Source organism: Periweissella cryptocerci, from assembly GCF_004358325.1.
Taxonomy (GTDB): Bacteria; Bacillota; Bacilli; order Lactobacillales; family Lactobacillaceae; genus Periweissella; species Periweissella cryptocerci.
The window spans coordinates 106216-125368 of sequence record NZ_CP037940.1; the positions used below are offsets into that span (position 1 = coordinate 106216).

Annotated in this window: 16 protein-coding genes; 3 read left to right on the plus strand and 13 right to left on the minus strand. The window is 41.0% G+C overall.

The genetic code is table 11. The features are described 5' to 3' along the window. Window positions 1-420: 420 nt before the first annotated feature. Window positions 421-1251, minus strand: a complete 831-nt coding sequence (locus tag EQG49_RS00485) for a helix-turn-helix transcriptional regulator (RefSeq protein WP_133362111.1) — start codon at window positions 1249-1251, stop codon at window positions 421-423. 116 nt (window positions 1252-1367) lie between these two features. On the opposite strand from EQG49_RS00485, the gene EQG49_RS00490 reads away from it, so the two are divergent. After that, entirely contained in the window at window positions 1368-2393 is a 1026-nt protein-coding gene (locus EQG49_RS00490) for an SDR family oxidoreductase (RefSeq protein ID WP_165964693.1), read from the plus strand. 396 nt (window positions 2394-2789) lie between these two features. Here EQG49_RS00490 and EQG49_RS00495 read toward each other — a convergent pair whose 3' ends face one another. From EQG49_RS00495 to EQG49_RS00520, 6 genes are all read right to left on the minus strand, one after another. Next, window positions 2790-3230 (minus strand): hypothetical protein, encoded by a 441-nt coding sequence (locus EQG49_RS00495; protein WP_165964694.1) that lies wholly within the window; start codon window positions 3228-3230, stop codon window positions 2790-2792. 155 nt (window positions 3231-3385) lie between these two features. Next, on the minus strand, window positions 3386-4267 hold the full coding sequence (locus EQG49_RS00500; RefSeq protein WP_133362114.1) for a peptidylprolyl isomerase: 882 nt from the start codon (window positions 4265-4267) through the stop codon (window positions 3386-3388). Next, window positions 4257-5315, minus strand: coding sequence for a WxLIP family cell surface protein (locus tag EQG49_RS00505; RefSeq protein ID WP_165964695.1), 1059 nt, complete (start codon window positions 5313-5315; stop codon window positions 4257-4259). Before EQG49_RS00505 ends, EQG49_RS00500 begins: the two co-directional genes overlap by 11 nt. Before the next feature lie 75 nt (window positions 5316-5390). Next, the gene (locus EQG49_RS00510) at window positions 5391-7622 is read right to left on the minus strand and encodes a WxL domain-containing protein (protein ID WP_133362116.1); all 2232 of its coding nucleotides are present in this window, start codon (window positions 7620-7622) and stop codon (window positions 5391-5393) included. 127 nt (window positions 7623-7749) lie between these two features. Further along, a complete protein-coding gene (locus EQG49_RS00515; protein WP_133362117.1) occupies window positions 7750-8541 on the minus strand; it encodes a WxL domain-containing protein in 792 nt (263 codons plus the stop codon). Between the two features lie 54 nt (window positions 8542-8595). After that, window positions 8596-9012, minus strand: a complete 417-nt coding sequence (locus EQG49_RS00520; protein WP_133362118.1) for a hypothetical protein — start codon at window positions 9010-9012, stop codon at window positions 8596-8598. 262 nt (window positions 9013-9274) lie between these two features. Between EQG49_RS00520 and EQG49_RS00525 the strand changes: the two genes are divergently transcribed. Further along, complete coding sequence (locus EQG49_RS00525) at window positions 9275-10054, plus strand: class A sortase (RefSeq protein WP_133362119.1); 780 nt, start codon at window positions 9275-9277, stop codon at window positions 10052-10054. A 63-nt stretch (window positions 10055-10117) separates the two neighbouring features. Here the strand turns inward: EQG49_RS00525 and EQG49_RS00530 are convergent, their stop codons facing one another. The 6 genes from EQG49_RS00530 to EQG49_RS00555 all read right to left on the minus strand — a co-directional run bounded on the left by EQG49_RS00530 (window position 10118) and on the right by EQG49_RS00555 (window position 17715). Continuing rightward, window positions 10118-11239: a tyrosine-type recombinase/integrase gene (locus EQG49_RS00530; RefSeq protein WP_165964696.1), complete on the minus strand. Its 1122-nt coding sequence runs from the start codon at window positions 11237-11239 to the stop codon at window positions 10118-10120. Between the two features lie 869 nt (window positions 11240-12108). Continuing rightward, a complete protein-coding gene (locus tag EQG49_RS00535; RefSeq protein ID WP_133362121.1) occupies window positions 12109-12645 on the minus strand; it encodes a hypothetical protein in 537 nt (178 codons plus the stop codon). A 226-nt stretch (window positions 12646-12871) separates the two neighbouring features. After that, entirely contained in the window at window positions 12872-13312 is a 441-nt protein-coding gene (locus tag EQG49_RS00540) for a GNAT family N-acetyltransferase (RefSeq protein ID WP_133362122.1), read from the minus strand. A gap of 377 nt (window positions 13313-13689) precedes the next feature. Continuing rightward, a complete protein-coding gene (locus EQG49_RS00545) occupies window positions 13690-14469 on the minus strand; it encodes a C39 family peptidase (protein WP_133362123.1) in 780 nt (259 codons plus the stop codon). Window positions 14470-14939: 470 nt separating this feature from the next. Continuing rightward, window positions 14940-15575 (minus strand): class A sortase, encoded by a 636-nt coding sequence (locus EQG49_RS00550; RefSeq protein ID WP_133362124.1) that lies wholly within the window; start codon window positions 15573-15575, stop codon window positions 14940-14942. Between the two features lie 67 nt (window positions 15576-15642). Further along, window positions 15643-17715 (minus strand): LPXTG cell wall anchor domain-containing protein, encoded by a 2073-nt coding sequence (locus tag EQG49_RS00555; RefSeq protein WP_133362125.1) that lies wholly within the window; start codon window positions 17713-17715, stop codon window positions 15643-15645. Window positions 17716-18250: 535 nt separating this feature from the next. Between EQG49_RS00555 and EQG49_RS00560 the strand changes: the two genes are divergently transcribed. Further along, complete coding sequence (locus EQG49_RS00560; protein ID WP_133362126.1) at window positions 18251-18997, plus strand: YwaF family protein; 747 nt, start codon at window positions 18251-18253, stop codon at window positions 18995-18997. Window positions 18998-19153: the final 156 nt, after the last annotated feature.

Genomic DNA, 19153 nt, shown 5'->3' on the forward strand with positions numbered 1-19153 from the left:
AAGCCAAAATACGGTCTTGTGAGGTTCGACTAAGCTGGGACTCTAAGGAATAAATTCCTAAGAGTCCTCATCTTATCCTCAGCGGCGACATGTGTTACACACATATCACCCCAGTCGCGGTGTAAAGGCTGCGCCCGCCAAGTAATTTGCCGGCACTCCGTTAGTTAGTTATAATTCTCAAACTAAAAGCATCCTGAAATTCGACTTCACAAAGTCATTTCAGGATGCTTTTTCACATGTACCAATTTGTTATGCTAAATTATTAATTTTAGCATTAAATCTGAATCTCATAAGTTCATCTACCGTTCTATCACCATAAATTATTAGTCGGTCTTCGCCATGAACTCCGCAAACAATTTACCCATTGACTTGAATATCTTGCAATTCATAATTCGCTTCGTCTATCAGTGATTGATTGTTTTATTTCAAATATTCCATAATCCTTGCAAGCGATTCACTACCCGGCGCTGCTGTAAATAGCTTCAGCTCGAGATGACTATCGTTGCCCACAAAGAAACTCGTTTCTTCAAATTCAAGCCGGCCTAATGTTTGATGATTAATCAACTTCATCTTCTCTTCAGTCGCAATAATGTCATGCTGCTGCCAAAGTTCATTAAATTTTGGTGACTCAGTTCGCAGTTGCTGAACAAATTTTTCATACCACGGATCATTGACGTTTTCACCATAAATCATCCGAAAATGGGCAACCATTTGCTTGGCTGACTTTTCCCATTCGGCCAAACTATCTTGATTTTCCGGATATAAAAACATGAGTCGTAACACGTTGCGGTCAGCGATATTAAGCATTGAAAAGTCGTACCACAATTGCTCAGCGGCATTGTTCCAACCGACAATATTCCAACGTTGGTCAAGAATTGTTGCTGGCGAGTACTCTAGGTTATCAATTACATGTTGGAGCATTGGACTAATCGCAACCGGAACATCATTAATCACTGTTGGTTGAGCTTGTTGCCCTAAAGTAAATAAGTGTTGCACTTCAACTTCATTAAGTTGTAGCACACCTGCAATGGCTTCTAATACCTGGGTTGACACTTGAATATCCCGACCTTGCTCAAGCCACGTATACCAAGTAACCCCAACACCCGCTAAGGTTGCCACTTCTTCACGGCGTAACCCTGGAGTTCGCCGGTTCTTACCTTTTGGCAGACCAACTTGTTCTGGTGTGATTTTGGCTCGTTGAACCTTTAAAAAATCACCTAATTCTTTTTTTCGTTCAACACTATTGACCATCGTTATCCTCCAAGGTAGTAGAAATAATACCTGTATAAACACACTACTTCCTAGTCTTATTAATATTCTTTATGATAAGAGCAATCATTAAATATGTAAAGCAGAAGGAAAATACTATGACTAATAAAACTGTCCTTGTCACCGGAGGAACTGGCTACATAGCTCAATACATTATGGCGCAACTGCTAAACGCCGGCTATAACGTCCGCACAACTGTCCGTTCGCTGGCTCGGAAAAATGAGATCCAAGCCAATCTCCGTGAAGCTGGCGCGCACAATACTGAAGTCGAATTAATTGCAGCTGACTTAACCGCTGACCTAGGCTGGGCTGAAGCAATGAACGGTGTTGACTACGTCATGCATGTTGCTTCGCCAATGATTCAATCCAAGAACGAAGATGACCTCATCATCCCCGCTCAACAAGGAACTTTACGCGTTCTTAACTTTGCAAATGCTGCCGGCGTAAAACGAGTTATTATGACATCGGCATTTGGCGCGATTGGTATGGGGCGCAATAAAAAAGAAAGTAATCGTGTCTTCACTGAAAATGACTGGGCCCCCGTAAATAGCAAATTACTAGGTGCATACTACAAGAGTAAAACTTTAGCTGAAAAAGCCGCCTGGGATTTCGTTAATCAACCAGCGACTAAGCTTGAACTAGCTACAATCTTGCCCGTCGCTGTTTTTGGTCCAATTCTCGGTGGCAAAACGACCGGTTCAAACCACCTGCTAGCAATGATGCTTGGTGGTAAAACGCCGGCCGTACCAGATATCTGGATTCCTGTTAGCGATGTCCGCGATATTGCCAACGCCCACATCCTCGCAATGACAACACCTGAAGCCGCTGGGGAACGTTTCATCATTTCCCATGAATCTTCAATGCCAATGAAAGCAATTGGTCAAATATTGAAAGACGGCTTAGGTGAAGTTGGTAAGAAAGTCCCAACCAAACAGATACCAACTTGGCTAATTAAGTTAATTGCACCACTCGTGCCAATTATGCGCCAAATGCTTCCTGACATAGGCATCGAGCGAAAGATGAGCAGTGCCAACGCCAAGAATATTTTGCATTGGCAACCACAATATTCAATTAACGATACCTTGATCGAATCCGCGCAAGTCTGGTTAGAGACCCACAAATAAACTGAGGTACGAAATTGAGTACAAAAGGAGTTTTGACACTGAAATAATGTGTCATGTTTAGATATCCCTCCCTGTAATGAAATGAATTGTGAAATCAAATCCACGTGTGGCATGATAACCATTGGAAACGGTAGATAGTGCAACTAGCTGTCAAAATGGAATACAAACCACTTAGTGAAATACTCCAAATTAACAAACTAAAAAGCACCCTGAAACTCGACTTCACCAAGTCATTTCGGGGTGCTTTTGCAGGTTCTATTATCAGTGTTTTTTTCCAATGCCACTGCAATTTATGATTGATACCTATTTTCACTAGTTTGAGCATTACACCTAACTACCGGCACGTAGTTGGCCAAGTCTATTCAATTCCATGGCAGACCTCATTTAGCAAGTAATTCACCCGTTAACTTGAATATCTTGCCGTTTGTAATCATAGTTTGCCGTAATTTGGAGTTGGTGGCTATTAATCATGGTCTGGTCATATTTAATCTGCTCCAGTAGCGTCTGGCGCCTGGCATCTGTTGAAAAATTAGCATCTAAGGCTGCAAATTGGCGTTCAATATACTCAATCGTCCCTTGTGACACTGATTGGTTAGAAAAGCCAATCATGACATAGCTTGGTTGCGTTGATGTTACTTCATTTTCCAATTTTTCATAAACATGCGCCGTCCCGACATGGCCTTTTTCATCTAAAAATGAGACTAATTGACCAGGGCGATCATAGTGCCCAATTACTTGATTCAATTGACGCAAAGTAATGATATCATCTTCAAAATTTCCACGTGTTGGCTTGCTTGCGTTGACTTTGATTCCTGTGTATACAATTTCTGCCATCATATTACCCCAATATTGATTAATTTTCGTGATTGTCATGTTGCTTTTTAAGATGCAAATTCATGAGATACCACCCAACAATTGTCACAAGTAATAGTCCCCAACCAACAACTGTCAGCTTGGTAAAGTTATCCATTTTAATATTCCCCCATTGCTATTTAATATTTTTCAACTGCCGTTAAGGCTGAATCATGAACTCTAATATCCGCCGCATCGTAGAGCTTCTTTAGTACCATATTCAGACTTTTCCCGTGACTCCCGGTCATATAGTCGTTGATGATCTGCGTTTCGAGATACGCTTGATGTTCCTTCATTGTCCCTTTACCGGGATTATTAACCATTTTGATAATGTAATAGCCGTTCTTCCCCTTAATCGGTGCACTAACTTGCCGGTTCTTAAGCTTGAAGGCCGCTTGCATTATCGCCGGATCAACATTTTTGGCGGTGGCGTTAAACGGCACCATTTGTCCGTGGGTACTATTCGTATTGGTGTCTAAGGAATATTTGACCACCATTTTTTCAAATGATTGACCACTAGCTAGTTGCTTAGTGACGGTTTGGGCAACATTTTTTTGCCCTACCATGATTGATTGCACTGTAACAGTTGGTTGATATGTTTTAAAAGCTTGCTGTAAATCTTGCGTCGTAATTTTGACATTCGCTTTCACGGCGGCCCTTATTAACAAATTTGCTTTAATTTTGGCTTTGAATGAAGTTTCCGTGTAATTACTCTGCTTGAGCATGGTGTTCCATGCGCTATCACCATACACGCGCGCACTTTTTTCGTATTCACTATTAACCACCTGCGTAGTGATTTGTTTGCCATATTTGGCAGCTAAAATCTTGTCTAGCATGGCCTGTTTTAACTGATTTTGAGCAGCCGTTGAGGTCTTAACATCCGTGTAAAATGCATTTTTACTGATGTTACCGTATTTAGATGTTGCAACGCTGCGATTCATCCCCCAGCTAGTCGCCATCACTGTAATAGCAGCCGTGACGACAATAAGCGCGATAATTCCACCAATTTGCTTAAGCTTCATTTTCCTGATTACCCTCTAATTTTGCGATGTAAGCTTGATATTTTTTGTCTTGCTTCTTAAGACGGCGATATATCAAGTAGATTACGATGAGTAATAACAGTACTCCGGCAATTATGAAATATTGCGTGTAATCACGTTTGATTGTTACATCTGATTTGTTGAATTTACTAGCAGTTTGCCCAGAAATCGTAAATTCCCGCACAAAATGCCATTTTTCCGTGCCAGCTTTCATAACTAAATCTAGACTATACTTCCCTGGCTTGAGCGATTGCCCATTAAGCGGTGTTGGATAATCAAAGACCGAGTTTGGAGCAATTTGGCCGGCCGTTAAGCGCCCGTTGTAGAGGACTTTTGGTGAGTTTAGTTTCGTAATCTTGGTTTGTACCTTAACTTGATTTAGATATTTGGCACTTTGATTCGTAATTTGGGCAGAAATTACATTCCGGTAGTTGATTTGGTTAGCGGCAATTTTGTTTAACGTGACGGCGGATTTAACCGGCGTGTTGGCTTCCCGCAAGACAACCCCAACGACGTAGGCATATTTATTAACAATCGACATCCCCTTCGTCGGATTTGATGCTTTGCCCTTAGTAACTTCTTCAAAGGTAATGCCACCCGCTAAAACTCCTTGAAACTTTGTTTTGGGCATTTTTAATTGCAAATTAAGCACTTTATCCGTTTTGGCGGGGATTGTAATTGTGCTTTGTGTTGTCAGAATTTTATCTAAGCGAATTTTTAAGTTTTGGGCCATCGATAATTTGGCATTTTTATATTCAACAACCCCGGCGCTATTAGTTCGTGCTAACCCAATGGTTGGTTTCACAACGACCGTACGATTAGTATCATTCGTTAAGGTCACGCGAAGTGTTTGCTGTTGACCTGGCTTAACTTTTAAGTCAAAGTACGTGTGTAATTTATTAACCTGATTACTTGGCAGGATAGTTTTAACCGCAAATGGCAATTCACTCGCCATGACCGCTGGTTTACTGGTAGCGATTGCCCCGATAAATATCCCGATAAACAAAATTAATTTGAACCATTTTTTCATTTCCGTGTATCTCCTAAGTGTATGTACATAATTGGAGCCAATGAATAAGCCCCAATATTTCATTCGTGATAAATGTTAATTACTTGGTGTATCAAGCAACGTCCATGTGATTGAAGCGTCATATGCGGTCGCTTTTGCATTTTGACCATCAATGACGTTTAATGCCACGCTCTTAGCTACGGTTCGCTTGGCAACCCCGTCAGCGTCATACTGACCGCTATCGAGATCATCAGCTTTACCGAAACTGGCGATAAAAGTCCCCAAACCTTCACCGCTTTTAGCTGCTAAGACCGTCGTTGTAACAGTCGGCAGCAAGGTATTGCTTGTAAATGAACTACCTAACCCTGAACCAACCTGATTTTGTGTTGCTAACGTACTATCTTGGGCTACGTTGACCGCATCGGTACTATATTTCAGCGACGAAACTGGTAATATTTCTCCAGTTGAACTCTTAAAATTAGAGAGCGTTGCATTAACTTTCCAACCGGGTTGCTTCAACCGATGATCAGTTACTTGCAAGTATGGTGTGGTCGCCGTTGTACCCTTAGTATATTGTTGCGCACTGGCATAATACGTTTGCTTGCCCGCTTTAATAGCTTGAGTCCCAAAGTTAAACGATGGGGCAAAATCAATTGATAATGCACCCCCAGTACCATTACCAACTTGGTCGCCTGAAACGCCATCAAGTGGTTGCACTGGTTGAGCGACATCTGGTGCTAATGGGTTCAGTGGACTAATGACTAATGGTGTATAAGTAACCACTTCGGTCGTATTGCCACTAAGCTTTCCTGTCACACTCGCGATGTCGGGCGTATATCCTGCTAAAGTTGGTGTTGGAATATTATAAGAATCCCCCTCAACACCGTTTACGCTACCAGCTCCCCCAACCGTGTCATCGATGTAACCCGTTTGACCCTTGATTTGGTAGTGCACTGTTAGCTTGGCTTTTTTCTTATAATTAAGCGTAAATTGGTTTTTGCTATCATCTTGATCAACTATTAATTGTTGTGGTTGATCAAAAACATAACCATTAACCTGTGGTGCTAAATAAACGTAATTCGGATCAAACCCTGGCATGGCCTTGGCTGCCGCTAACTGGGTATCATCGCGAATTACGGTAATCGCATCCCCAACGTTGGCAACAGCTTTGGTCTGTCCGTAGACAAAATCACTGCTATCACTTGTTGCTGGATCAGCTTGACCATTAACGGTAACGTTAGCGGTCTTGGTTGGCATCGAGTAGCTATTTAACTTAAAGCCAAAATTGTTGGCGGATTGATCAGAATCAGTTGCGACAACCCCCATTGAGTAACCCTGGGTTTTATAGGTATCTGGTATCTGAATCGTCCATGTTTTCGCATCTGTATTTGAACCATACGTTTGATTCAATAAGCCAAGGATTGGTGCTGTTTTAGCGTTATTTGGAATGGAAACCGTCAATAACCCGGAACTAGCGTTATATGAAAGGTTCATATCCTCATAACCACTCGTTAAACTAGCATTAACCGAGGCCACTTGGTTTCCTGGATTACTACCGAGCACCGTGTTTTTATTGGCACCATCGACGGCAATTAACTTACCGGCATTGTCTGTGTAGCGCCAGTTAATCACTTGTTCGGTCGCACCAACTGATGACCCACCAGTCACACCACCACCACTATTAGCTTTAACGTCTTTACCATTACCAGGCACCCCACTCATGCCATCAGTATAAGATCCTGAAAATGTGGCATTAATTGATTTGCTGGCATTGGTAGCTTTATCATTATTGAAGTCACCCATATTGTAATTATGAATTCCCAAAATGTTGGTCGTACCATCATTGGCATACATATCAAACACTAAACCAAATGAATTTGGTAGTCCCCACAGCCCTAATCCAGCCCCCGAAACTCCACTGGCGATTTTGTTGGGATTCACTGGTGAAAAGATCATACTTATGCCGTCCCCACCAGTACTACTAAAACCAATTTGTCCTGACATCGCGAAATCTTTACTGAAATCAATTTGCTTGTTAAATGCCATGGCGCCGGTTTCTTTTTTACCAGACTGCGACGTTAAGTTTGCGACATATTGGGAACCATTCATGCCGCTCGTGGCTGAACCGCTGGTACCAAACATTTCATTTGCTTTGGTGTTTGAGCTATCTGAAACGTGCACACCATTATCAAAATCAGTGACCGTCGAAATATTATTAGTTGTCGCTGCACTCGCAAGCGTCGGTACAGTAGCACCCATAATAATCCCTGACAAAAGTGCTAAAGACAGCCCACGCAACCGTGTTTTTTTTCGTTTTAAATTATTCATCTGGAACTACCTTTCATAATTAATCACACTACATATCAGATCAACAACTTGAGCAAATATGAACCACAAGTGATTACTTCCGGCTCATATCTACCCAAGTTATTAAACTTGGGTATGTAGCTAATTATTAGTTGGCTGGTGTATCAGATAATGTCCATGTGATATCAGACGTGTACTTTTGAGCTTTGGCGTTACCACCTTCGGGAACAGACAATGAAACTGCCTTGTCACCATCACGTGTGTCGCCATTGGTATCAGTCACTGAAGTTAAATCAGCGTCCTTACCCCATGAGTTGGCCCAAGTACCAGCACCTTGACCATTTGAAGCTGAGGCAACGGTCACAGCAGTTCCTGGTGTCAAGGTTGTGTTTGATGCCTTTGGTGGGAGTGCGTTTGAAGAAGTTGATGTTTCTAAGCCGGCATTAGCTAAACTAATTTGGGCACCCGTTAATACTTTTTCAGATGTACCAGAGCCATTAGAGAAGTTAGAAGCGTTGGCAGTTAATGACCAACCAGCATCAGTCCCACGGTTATCAGTAACTTGCGCATACAAAGGCTTTGATGTATCGCTACCGTTGAATTTTTGAGCACTTGCGTAGTATGTCATATCTTTAGTAGTAATTTCTTGCGTACCAAAGTTAAATGATGACACGTAATCAATTGACAAAGGTCCAGCAGTTCCTGGTGTAACTGGCTTAGTTGGGTCAGTTGGATCAACTGGGACAACTGGTGTGTTAGGATCTGGGTTAGTTGGATCAACTGGTGGTGTTACTGAAGAATCAGTACTTGGTACGAATGTTACTTGACCAGTAGTACCATATGTCCCAGCAGTGTCAGCGTGGGCAATGGTTGCCAATGGTGCCAAGCTAACCAAGACAGTTGCCAAAAGTGGTGTAACGATTAATTTAGTTGCTTTCATGAATAAATCTCCCTTTTCTATAAACCCTATGTTTGCGATACGAACAAAAATACTTTAAATAATACGTTTGAAACTTCTTCGTTGAACTAACAGCCATGCGCCAGCACCGATAACCAATACGATGCCTAATCCCTGGAGCATCAACTGTAAACTATCTACAACTGCACCCGTCTGTGGTATCAAATGATTGCTAGCTGCCACAGGCTGGGTAACCCCACCGGCTAATGGCGAATTACCATTAACCGGTGGAATATTATTGGCGATTGGGGGATTTGCCCCCGCAACATTGCCATAATCCTTTGGAGCGTTGTCATCTGGACCATTAATATTAGGCCCATAAACATAACCAATTTGACCACGGGTCGGATAATTGGCAACGGTATTCGCCGCCACTGGCACAACAGTGAAAGCAAATGCCGCCACACCAACACTGGTCATTAGTGCGCTTGTCACAACATTTCGTAATTTCAAACATTCACCCCCTTCGCATTCTGCTTCGAATAATGTTCTAAATTTCTAACCCTATCCTTGTGTCTATTATCTTTAATCGCCAAGTAAAATTTTGATTAATGACAACGACAATGTGATTAGACGGGCTTTGTGCCAACATGATACGTGGGTATAAGTGGTTCGGATTAGCCTAATCCGAACCACTTACTGACACACAAAAAGTGATAACCCGCCATTAATTGGTGAATTACCACTTTTTGTACATATTATTTAGGAGAGCCACATGAAACCAAATCCAGAAAGTAAAAAAAATTTACGCTTTTTTCACCTAATTACCACATTAATTTTAGTCGGTTTAATATTGATTTTTAGTGCGCGCATTGCCAATTATCTAGTCCGCGTGCGTAGTGAAATAACGGCAACGAGTGGGAAAACGGAATTAGTAGCCAATATTCCCGCCGATACAAATGACTTTGATTACTCAAAAGTGACCGACTACGACCTCCATTCACTTGTGAGTGGTATTAATCTTCAGAAAGTTCACAAGCTCGGGCGCATCAGTATTCCTAAATACAACGTCAATATTCCAATTGTCCATGGGATTAGCAACACGGCATTATTGGTCGGTGCTGGTACACTGACGCCAGATCAAGCCCTAGGAACCGGCAACTACGCCTTAGCGGGCCACAATGTGCATGACAACAAAACCTTGTTTGCACCATTGGAACGCGCAAAAAAAGGTGCCCTCATTTATGCGAGTGACACCAAAAATACTTATGTATATAAAATAAATGCCATTCATATCATTGAACCGACAAAGATTGGGGTGATTACGCAGACTTATAAAAAGCCGGCAATCACGTTATTATTATGTACCCCTGATGGTCGCCAGCGCATTCAAATTGTTGGCGAATTAGTTACTAGAAAGGCTGGTGTAACGACTACCACAAGTGAAAAAAACAGCAAAACACAATTTATATCCATAATACTATTGTTTATCATTTTAATATGTGGTCTAATGTATTTATTGATAACGAGAGTAAAAAGGTTCGGGTTAGGCTAACCCGAACCTTTTTTGTTCCCCCAAAAACTACAATCACGTTGTAATTAGCATATAAAATGTTCATCAGCTAATATAGTTACTGAACTTCTTGATGCCATCGTGCTTTCGTTTCTTAGTAACATGCGAGTAAACTTCCAAAGTCGTATTAATATTTGTGTGCCCCAGTTGAAACTGAACTTGCTTAACATCAAGGCCAGCTTCAAACGCAATACTTGCAAACGTGTGCCGAAATCCGTGGAGCGATATCGGTGTTAAGTCGTACTTAGTAATAATGTGATGCAACCATTTATCACAAGTAGTCATACATAACATTTCACCAAACTTATTCATTATCACCAATTCGGCATTCGAAGCCGGCTGAACTAAATGATAATAGGTCCGCAACACATCAAGCGTGCCATTGTCTAATGCCAAATAGCGATCACTCATCAACGTTTTAGGACTGGTAATAATTTGTTTACCGTCTTTGTTTCGTGAAACTGTACGTTGAACATGGACTTCTTTAGTTGCGAAATCAATGTCCTGCCACCGTAGTGCTAATAGTTCGCCTTTCCGCAATCCAGTATAGGCTAACACTTTGAAAAAAACGTAAATCATATCAGTGGTACCTAAGTACTCCCCTTTAATAATCGTCATAAATTTTTTCAGTTGTGCTAGCTCCCAGTATTTAGGCTCATTATTTACCGCAATTGCGGATTTATCTGCTGGTACAATACAATGATCAACTAAATTATCTTTGATCAGCCCGTACAATGAAGCATACTTAAAAATTTGCGATAGGTAAAACACGCAACGTCGCGCTTTAAAAACACGACTATTTAATTGCTCGAGCTTCTCTTGGACAAATTGAACATCAATATCAGCTAATGGACGATCTCCGAACATATCACGTGTGAGAAAATGATTTTCAAAGATACTTTTAGTTCGTAGATAAGTGCTCCCCTTAACACTTTTTTCATATTCTCGTAGCCATAACTCAACCACATCGCTAAACGTCAGCGCATGGGCGAGATCCATTTCGACCCGATCTGGCTGCGCAGCACTTTCCATGACCGCAGATGCGCGCGTCTTGAAGCCACCATGCCAAATCCTTTTATATGAGTGATCCGTTGAATTTGTTTTTTTCAACTCTGAAAATTCCCAGACATATTGGTCATCAAACACATACTTTCTAAATAATGTCATAATTGTCATCTCATTTCTGACTGGCAATAATAATCTTTGCGGGAAATCTCTGACACCTGACAATGATAGCACGATTTAATTAATTTTCCAGCGGTATCATTTTTCTCCTAACTTAATTCACATTGTCTACATCTAAAGTTCAGTTTCCCGTAAAATATTTATACTAACGTTCGCAAATCATTTGGTTTATAACCAATGGTTCAGTTATCTATTAGTCGGTTGCATGTGGATTTAATGCTGCGAACTGTGTTTTTTTATTTGATTTTGGGGACAAAATTCGCGCAGGTAATTGGCCACTGCGTGTCAGTAAATTACTTGCCGCACCACGCTGGAAGCAGCCTCCCAAGCCAAAGTGCGGTCTTGGTCGGTTCAGATAAGCTGGGACTCTAGGGGATAAATCCCCAAGACTCCTCATCTCATCCTCAGCGGAAATATGTGCTACACACATATTCCCCCAGTCGCGGTGTAAAGGCTGCGCCCGCCAAGCAATTTACTGACACTCCGTTAGTTTGGAATAATGCTCAAACTAGCGAAAAGCAGGCAGCGGTGGCATGGGAAAAACAACAGTGAGGACACATATTTTGAGAATAAATTATTCTCTGAACCATATTGTGTAGTATTTTCAAAAGATAACTCACAATTCATTCAACAAAATACAGCATCAGTAATTTCCGCATCAGCGTTGCAATGTTTTGATTTGATAATGTACCCAAAATATTGCCCAATCCACCAACGGGATTCCGAATCAACTTTGCATGAATTAAACAAATAATTTGTCTAAAAAATTAAAAAGAAGGAGACCAATTATGTCAGTGTTAGACAAATTGATTTCCTTCTTTTTACTGACCTTTATAAGAATCCCTGCGCGCTTATGCTTTGTGGTGCTTGTTGCCCATTTGGAGCACATAGTAGTCAACGTAATGCGTAAGCAATTTTGAAGTGTCACCAGTACTGGAGTAATAGTTGATGTTGTGAACTGGAAGTTTGGGTTCTTTGTGTCTCGTGAAATAAGTGACTGATGCACCAGTGTCGTCCAAATCTGCTACGGCGATGACATGGTACGTGTGGCCGTGAAATCTAACTGTGGTTTTGCGGAATATTTGTTCACCACCACCAATGCCAAATTCGTAGGCATTACTAATTTTTGTGAACTTAGCGAACATGGCGGGAGCTGCTACTGCTGCCCCGCTGTATTTTTTTTCGAAGTTAACTTTTTCTGTACGCTTAGAAAGCTCTTTGTTATATCCATACCACGTGCCTTTCCAACTACTTGGAAGTTTTTTTACATCCTTAGTTGGTGCAGTTTCGAACGTTGAAGCATGAATGGTTATTGTGCTACCAAACACGCCTTTAATCGTGATAATAAGCAGTGCTGCGGTAAGAAGTATCTTTAGTGCTCGTTTCATTGCTTTAACCATCCTTTAGTAATTGTTTATCAGAGACCGTCATTATTGTAGCACCACAGGTATGTTCAGCAGTACTAATTGGACTTCATTTTATATTTTGGACATTTTTAACACTAAACAAAAATAGCAGTTTGAATCCGCCAAAAACGACAGTTTCACCCTACCATACATATTTTTTAATTATTTCTCTTACCTAGTGGGGATGTCGCATCTAAACTGCACCGGATTACTTAAAATAACTATCCAATACCAATAAATCTGGTTCAGCATTGAAGCCATCTTTGGTGTAGAACTTGGCAGCGGGACTATCGCGGCGCGTCATTAAAATAATGGCGTGGATGTCTTGTTGCAATAAATCTTGCCGAATTGCGGCCATCAAGGCGGTTCCCCGACCGCTATGTTGTGAATTTGGGGCAACGAAAAATTCCTCAATGTAGTATTCAAACCCATCGTACCAAGGCTTCATGAAACCGAGGCTCACCGCCACGACGGCACCATTTTCAATTCCCAAATATGCATTAAAGTAATTATTGGCAGCGTGATTATTCACCATGTTCACCACCTTGTTGCGATCAAATGTTTCATTCCATGGTGCTTGGGAAAAAACAGTGATGTACAAATCGACAACCTCGTCGTTGTAGCGCGTGTCGTATTTAATAATTTCCATGTGTAACTCCTCTTAATATTAGTTCTATTTATTCCAGCGTTGGATTGTATTTCCCCCACTTTTCAAATAGCGAATTATAACGGTTTTATTGGTTCTCAATTTTCTTTTTATGCCACTGCGCCAAGTAATTTACCGGCACGGAGTGGCCAATTATACTCAATACCACGTCAGACGGAATAGAGCCTTAATGTTCTCGATAACATATTTTATCACAATGGTAACGAATTCAAATCAAATTTTAATGAAATCCATATAAAAATCCCGCCATATCAACGTCTGCAAAAACGTAAAATGACAGGATTTTTATTTTAGCGGGGAAAAACGTTTTGTCCCCGCCTATTTTGATTTCTAATAAAGCTTACTCAACATCGTCCTCTTTAACGGACTACCAAGGCCTTCTTACCCCGCGAATTGTAAATGTTCATAAATTGGCTCGTTGATACCCAAAATTCACGGTATGACGGTCCCCATGATTTTTGGGCATATGGATCTGCAATTAAAAATTTGCCGGGTTTGTAACCTACGATAGTTAATGCGTGCCAGGCTTTTTCATTTGATTGCATGTGCCATTTTCCCCAAAACGCAACTGCATTGCCGCGCTTAATTTCACGGATTAGCTTGGCCTTTGAGGCACCAGTAATGTTAGCAACATTTGTGTAGTTAAATTGCTTTTTTTGGGCAACTTTCAAAAGTGGCTTGGGGTAAATCGTACAATTATTTCCCGCTGGCTTAAATGGGGTTCCGTTGGCAAATCCAGTGTTGGGATTATTGGTTAATGGGAGTGCTTGCAAAAATTTTTTAAGTGGCATGTTTTGTCCCTTAACAGACAAAGCCATTTTTAAAGCCACTGATTCACAGCCTTCAGGCGCATACAAAGGATAAAGTTGGCTAGTGTACTTAGCAGGTAACACGTACTTTGTCGTCCGCTTTAATTTTGCATCTTTAATCCAACCCTTAACTGCCTTGCCCTTGCGACTAATTTTAAAGACCTTTTTGCCATTAAGCTGCTTAACTTGATCTAATTGTACTAATTGGCCTTTATAAATGCGCGAATTGTACGTGCGCGCAGACCGGCTACTTGCGTTGGCGTTGCTAGCTAACGCAGTTACTGCAAATAAACTTGCGATAATTAAAATTGTTGTCTGAATTTTCTTCATCTTTCTTACCTTTCACTGTAAGGTGCGCTGGCAGCCAAACTGCGAGCAAATGATTGCAATGTGTACGCTGGAATAATAGTTTAAATTTATCCCGCCCGACGTACTCACAACGGTGGACACAAATTTAAACTATTATTCACTTTAATTATACGCTAATTACTTTACGATGCCGATTATTTATTCGGATTATGGAGCGTCACAATTGTGTCCCGCCAATCCGCATGATTTGTCGCCAAAAAAACCACCATATTATGCCGAATGTCGACGACTATGGTGGCCATTTACGTTTCTATTTATGCCAGCGTGAGATTCGAATTTCTGGACTTTTGTTTAAGCATGCGCACGTGCCACGGAATATCCCTTCGACACTACGTTTGAGCACATCATAAAATCAACGATATCTGATTTGCCTAAATGCACGCAGTGGCCAATTTTATCTAATTCCCCGTCAAATCATTCGGCATTTTAACTTACCGAATTAATTCACCCGTAATAATAATACGTTGGGTGGCATGAGTGTAATACGGTGGTACTTCATAACACGTAATTAATGTGATGGTAGCGGCGGCCGTGTCGTTAAGCACACTGACATCGGTTTGGCTGACAATCTTTTTGGCGGTCAACCGGTATTTATACGTGTGCCCATGATCCGTTAACGTGGCAATCATCCCAAGTTTGAAACGCTTTTGGAGCGGGCTGAAAAATGTCTGATTGTCGGCCATATTATGAGCCCCAATGATAAAATTACGCTCCCCCATGCTTTCATTGGGCACGACTGTCCCAGCACCCAACGCGAGGGCGCGGTCCGAGGTTCCTTCATAGATTGGCAAATTAATTTGCAGTGCTGGGATTGCCACGTGTCCCCGCAAATACAACTTCTCAGGCAGTTTGGCGTTTTGATGCAGCTGCCACCAACTATCAACTTCCGTATTATCGCCATACTTCACTTTTGCTTTGGCCGGAACCTGATTGCTGATTGCGAGCTTTGGCTGTTGGGTAAAGGTAGTTTGTAAGCGGCCAATGTACCACTGCGGGTGTAATCCAAGCGTAATTAAAATAACCCCTAGGACTACTAATAGACTTGCGAAAATTCGTATTTTACGCATACTTCCTCCAAATTGATATTAAAAAACTCAGTATGCATATTTGCGTACCGAGTTTGCAATTAAATGATTAATTTTGGCGCCGGCTAGTAAACCATGTTAAGCCACCAAGCATGGCTAAGAAAGCACCCAGAACTACAAGGACAAAGTTCACTTGGATTCCTGTGTGTGGCAGATTTTTACTTGATGTAGTAACCTTGCCAGTTTTAGCAATTTTCTTTGTTGCCAACGGTTGCGGTGCTGGTGCCCGTTTGACTACTTGGCTAGGTACTGCTAAATGTTGCACTTTTTTGAGTGGCTGTGGTAATACTTTGACAACTGGTTTAGCTGGTGTTGGTGTTTTTTCAGTCGTGATTGTCGTCACTTGCGGGCGTTCAGGTTCGGCAGGCGTTTGTGGCATCATAAAAGCATGATGCTTTGGTTGTGTTTCGTTTGAACTAGGTACAATTGGTTCGTCTGGTGTGACTGGTGAATCTGGTTCTGGTGAATCTGTATCTGGCACATTTGAATCATCTGGTACGACTGGTTCTTCTGGTGTAACTGGTGATTCTGGTTCTGGTACAACTGGCGTATCTGGCAAAATTGGCTCAGGCTTTGGCGTTGCTTGATCCAAAATGCTGAAGTCAATCACACCCGCGTTAGCTTGCATTGACGTAATGGCAGTATCTGTTGTTAGGTCTGCCAAGTTAGTTGATGAGAGTAAACTAGTCGTGTCATTAGTATCAACAATATTCACGGCCCATTGATTGTCGGCAGCCGGTTTCAAGGAAATGACGTAAGCACCCTTGAAGATTTCGTAGCCATCTGGAGCGGCTGTTTCCATCAATTTATAGGTATCGCTAATTGATGGATTTAATGCGTTAACAAAACTAATATGGCCGTTAGCATCGGATTTTTCAACGGCAATTACATTATTGTTTTCGAGATCCGTCAAAGTAAACTCGGCGTTACTAAGCAAGCTTCGTGTGTCACCGTCTAAGCCATACTTTGTCACCGCGACATTATATGGTGGTTGAGCAACCATAACTGTTCCGGCCGTGACATTCCCACCAATTTCACCATCATGGTTAGACGTTAATGTGGTTGAACCTTGACCAGAAATAAATGGTTGGGTTTGTTTGTCAGGAAGACTCATATCTAACGGGTTATCGTTACCAAATAATTTAGCAGTATTAGTATAAGTACTAACTTTATTTGGGTAGTAATCATTAACCGTGGTCGTATACGTAATCATAGCGGCGACTGGCACGGTTTTATTTGCTGTAAATTCGCTCAAGTCACCGAGGCGGACAGTTAACTTTTGGGCGCCACTATCTTGACTGACAATAATATCGCTTGCTGGTACTGTTGCGAGTGGCGTCTTGGAAGTGACGCTTGCACTGGCTGATAAATTATACAAATTAACTTTAACCGAACTTGGATCAAGTGTTAAGCCGTTTGGAATAATATCGGTAATGGCTGCATTATCAATTTCTTGGCCTTTGTTATTGTTTACACGAATTGTCCAAGTGATTGAACCTAAGAACGGTGCCCCACCATTGGCAGTATCTTGACTACCAGTTTTGGTAATCCAGCGTGAATCAGTGGTTGATGAATCGGACGTGCTTTTAACATAGGAATAATTGAAAACATTGTTACCGGGGAAGGTAACCGTTTGGAAGCCCCCAGTAGCGCTAGCCGTTGCAGTGAAATCCGTTTTAAAGCGAACGTCACCCGTTTTCATTTCACGGTTAGCGGCGTCACTAGTGACAACTAGTTGAAGTTGACCATTTTGAATCGAGATGACGGCGAAAGGAAACGCCTTCCCTTTTTCATCGAGACCATTCATGATCGTATTTGCTGGGAAATCTTCTGGTGAAAAGCCAGCTGGAATTGATAATGTAATCACACTACCGGGTTCAAATGTTTCCCCATTAAAATCTAAAGCATAGTCTAATAACATGTTTTTATTAGCTTGCGCTGTTAACTTGTTACTAGCGGCTGTACCAGAATTCATGCTGTCATCATTTTTCTTCTTCCAAGTTACGTTGGTGACATATTTATCACCATTGGCGGTCGCCGCATGAATCTGCCCATGCGTGAACATACCAAGGGTGAAAGTTGCTAACAATAGTAATACATATTTATAAAAAATGCGCTTCATATAAATGGATCTCCCTAAACCTATTTTTCTTATTCTTCGTTCATAAATATCCTATGCTTATCATAATAAACATAACAGTGCAGTCATAATTATATCAGTGAAAGATGAAAATTGTAGAAAAATAACGAAAAAAATAATTCGCAGAAAATTAATTTATCTTAACTTAATTTAATAATTATGCAGTTGCATACAAAGCGAAAATGCTTAATATATCATTTATTAATAATTCGATTATGCTTATAAAACATGTATAGTTACTCAGTGAAAAACAATAATTTTGGCAAATTCATTCAACTTACTATTTATCACGGGAATTTCACGTTTTTTAGACCTTGGTAAAAAATATCGATTGTGTGAAAAAAAGTTAAAAAAATTTTTATGATTTTGTGCCCTTTTTTAGAATTCCGCTGCTTTAAACAACAAAAATGGCATTATTGTCAATAACGTATACTAAAATTTGGAAACCCACCAATATATGTGGTAAGCTGTGTTTTATTCATTATTATTTATCAATTTTTATGAGGTGCGTTAAATTATGCAATTTTTTGGTCAACTCGAATCGTACCCACTTCCTGGCTATCACCATCTATTTGATCTTGGCGATTTAATTTGGCTGCTAGTTATCTTTGTTGGTATTATTAGTTTAGTTAAGCTTTATATGCAGCAACAGCATTCCGGTCGCCGCAAAATGCTGTTGTGGTTAACCGGTGGGCTGATGGCTTATCGAGTAGTGGTTTTGATTTCATCAATCTTGCTACACGGTTTCTGGGTACAATGGATTCCCTTGCAAATCTGTCCATTAATGATGATTGTGGCATTCGCCTATGCTTTGAAGCCTAATCGCTTTGCCGGGGCCGTTTTATTCACAATGGGCGTAACATCACCTGCCCTTGCCATTCTTTTTCCAGATTGGCTCATGGCACCATATTTTAACTTCTATAGTATTGGAAGTTACATTTCGCATGGTATTTTAATCGCCGTGGTAATGATGTTACTGCGTTCAGGCGAGATTCATCCGAAAATCCAAGAAATTTGGATGCCAATGTTGTTTGTTTTCGTTGGCCTACCAATTGTTACCTTTGCTAATCACCATTTAGCGATGAACTTTTGGATGATTGCCAAACCTTCGATTGGTTCACCCTTAGTCGGAATTTATAATCAAGTCGGTGCCGAATTTTATGTACCAACGCTGATGCTGGCCGAAATTATCTTTTGGGTACTGCTGTATACGTTCTACAATACCAATCAGAATAAGATTCAGGTCGCTTCACCAACTGAATAACCAAAGGACGTGGGACAAAAGGCGATTTGCAACCTTGTTATAATGAAACTGAATTCGTCAGCGATAGTGGTGATGAATTCAGTGAGTTATATCAATAGTTACAGCTTTTTTCGCACGTTAATAAGCCGGATTTCTACCTTACTACAATAAGGAGAA

Excerpts from the sequence above, each read along its gene's own strand:
- EQG49_RS00550 (WP_133362124.1), bottom strand. The coding sequence starts at position 15,575 with ATGCGTAAAATACGAATTTTCGCAAGTCTATTAGTAGTCCTAGGGGTT.
- EQG49_RS00540 (WP_133362122.1), bottom strand. The coding sequence starts at position 13,312 with ATGGAAATTATTAAATACGACACGCGCTACAACGACGAGGTTGTCGAT.
- EQG49_RS00555 (WP_133362125.1), bottom strand. The coding sequence starts at position 17,715 with ATGAAGCGCATTTTTTATAAATATGTATTACTATTGTTAGCAACTTTC.
- EQG49_RS00510 (WP_133362116.1), bottom strand. The coding sequence starts at position 7,622 with ATGAATAATTTAAAACGAAAAAAAACACGGTTGCGTGGGCTGTCTTTA.
- EQG49_RS00490 (WP_165964693.1), top strand. The coding sequence starts at position 1,368 with ATGACTAATAAAACTGTCCTTGTCACCGGAGGAACTGGCTACATAGCT.
- EQG49_RS00515 (WP_133362117.1), bottom strand. The coding sequence starts at position 8,541 with ATGAAAGCAACTAAATTAATCGTTACACCACTTTTGGCAACTGTCTTG.
- EQG49_RS00560 (WP_133362126.1), top strand. The coding sequence starts at position 18,251 with ATGCAATTTTTTGGTCAACTCGAATCGTACCCACTTCCTGGCTATCAC.
- EQG49_RS00485 (WP_133362111.1), bottom strand. The coding sequence starts at position 1,251 with ATGGTCAATAGTGTTGAACGAAAAAAAGAATTAGGTGATTTTTTAAAG.
- EQG49_RS00495 (WP_165964694.1), bottom strand. The coding sequence starts at position 3,230 with ATGATGGCAGAAATTGTATACACAGGAATCAAAGTCAACGCAAGCAAG.
- EQG49_RS00545 (WP_133362123.1), bottom strand. The coding sequence starts at position 14,469 with ATGAAGAAAATTCAGACAACAATTTTAATTATCGCAAGTTTATTTGCA.
- EQG49_RS00505 (WP_165964695.1), bottom strand. The coding sequence starts at position 5,315 with ATGAAAAAATGGTTCAAATTAATTTTGTTTATCGGGATATTTATCGGG.
- EQG49_RS00500 (WP_133362114.1), bottom strand. The coding sequence starts at position 4,267 with ATGAAGCTTAAGCAAATTGGTGGAATTATCGCGCTTATTGTCGTCACG.
- EQG49_RS00530 (WP_165964696.1), bottom strand. The coding sequence starts at position 11,239 with ATGACATTATTTAGAAAGTATGTGTTTGATGACCAATATGTCTGGGAA.
- EQG49_RS00525 (WP_133362119.1), top strand. The coding sequence starts at position 9,275 with ATGAAACCAAATCCAGAAAGTAAAAAAAATTTACGCTTTTTTCACCTA.
- EQG49_RS00535 (WP_133362121.1), bottom strand. The coding sequence starts at position 12,645 with ATGAAACGAGCACTAAAGATACTTCTTACCGCAGCACTGCTTATTATC.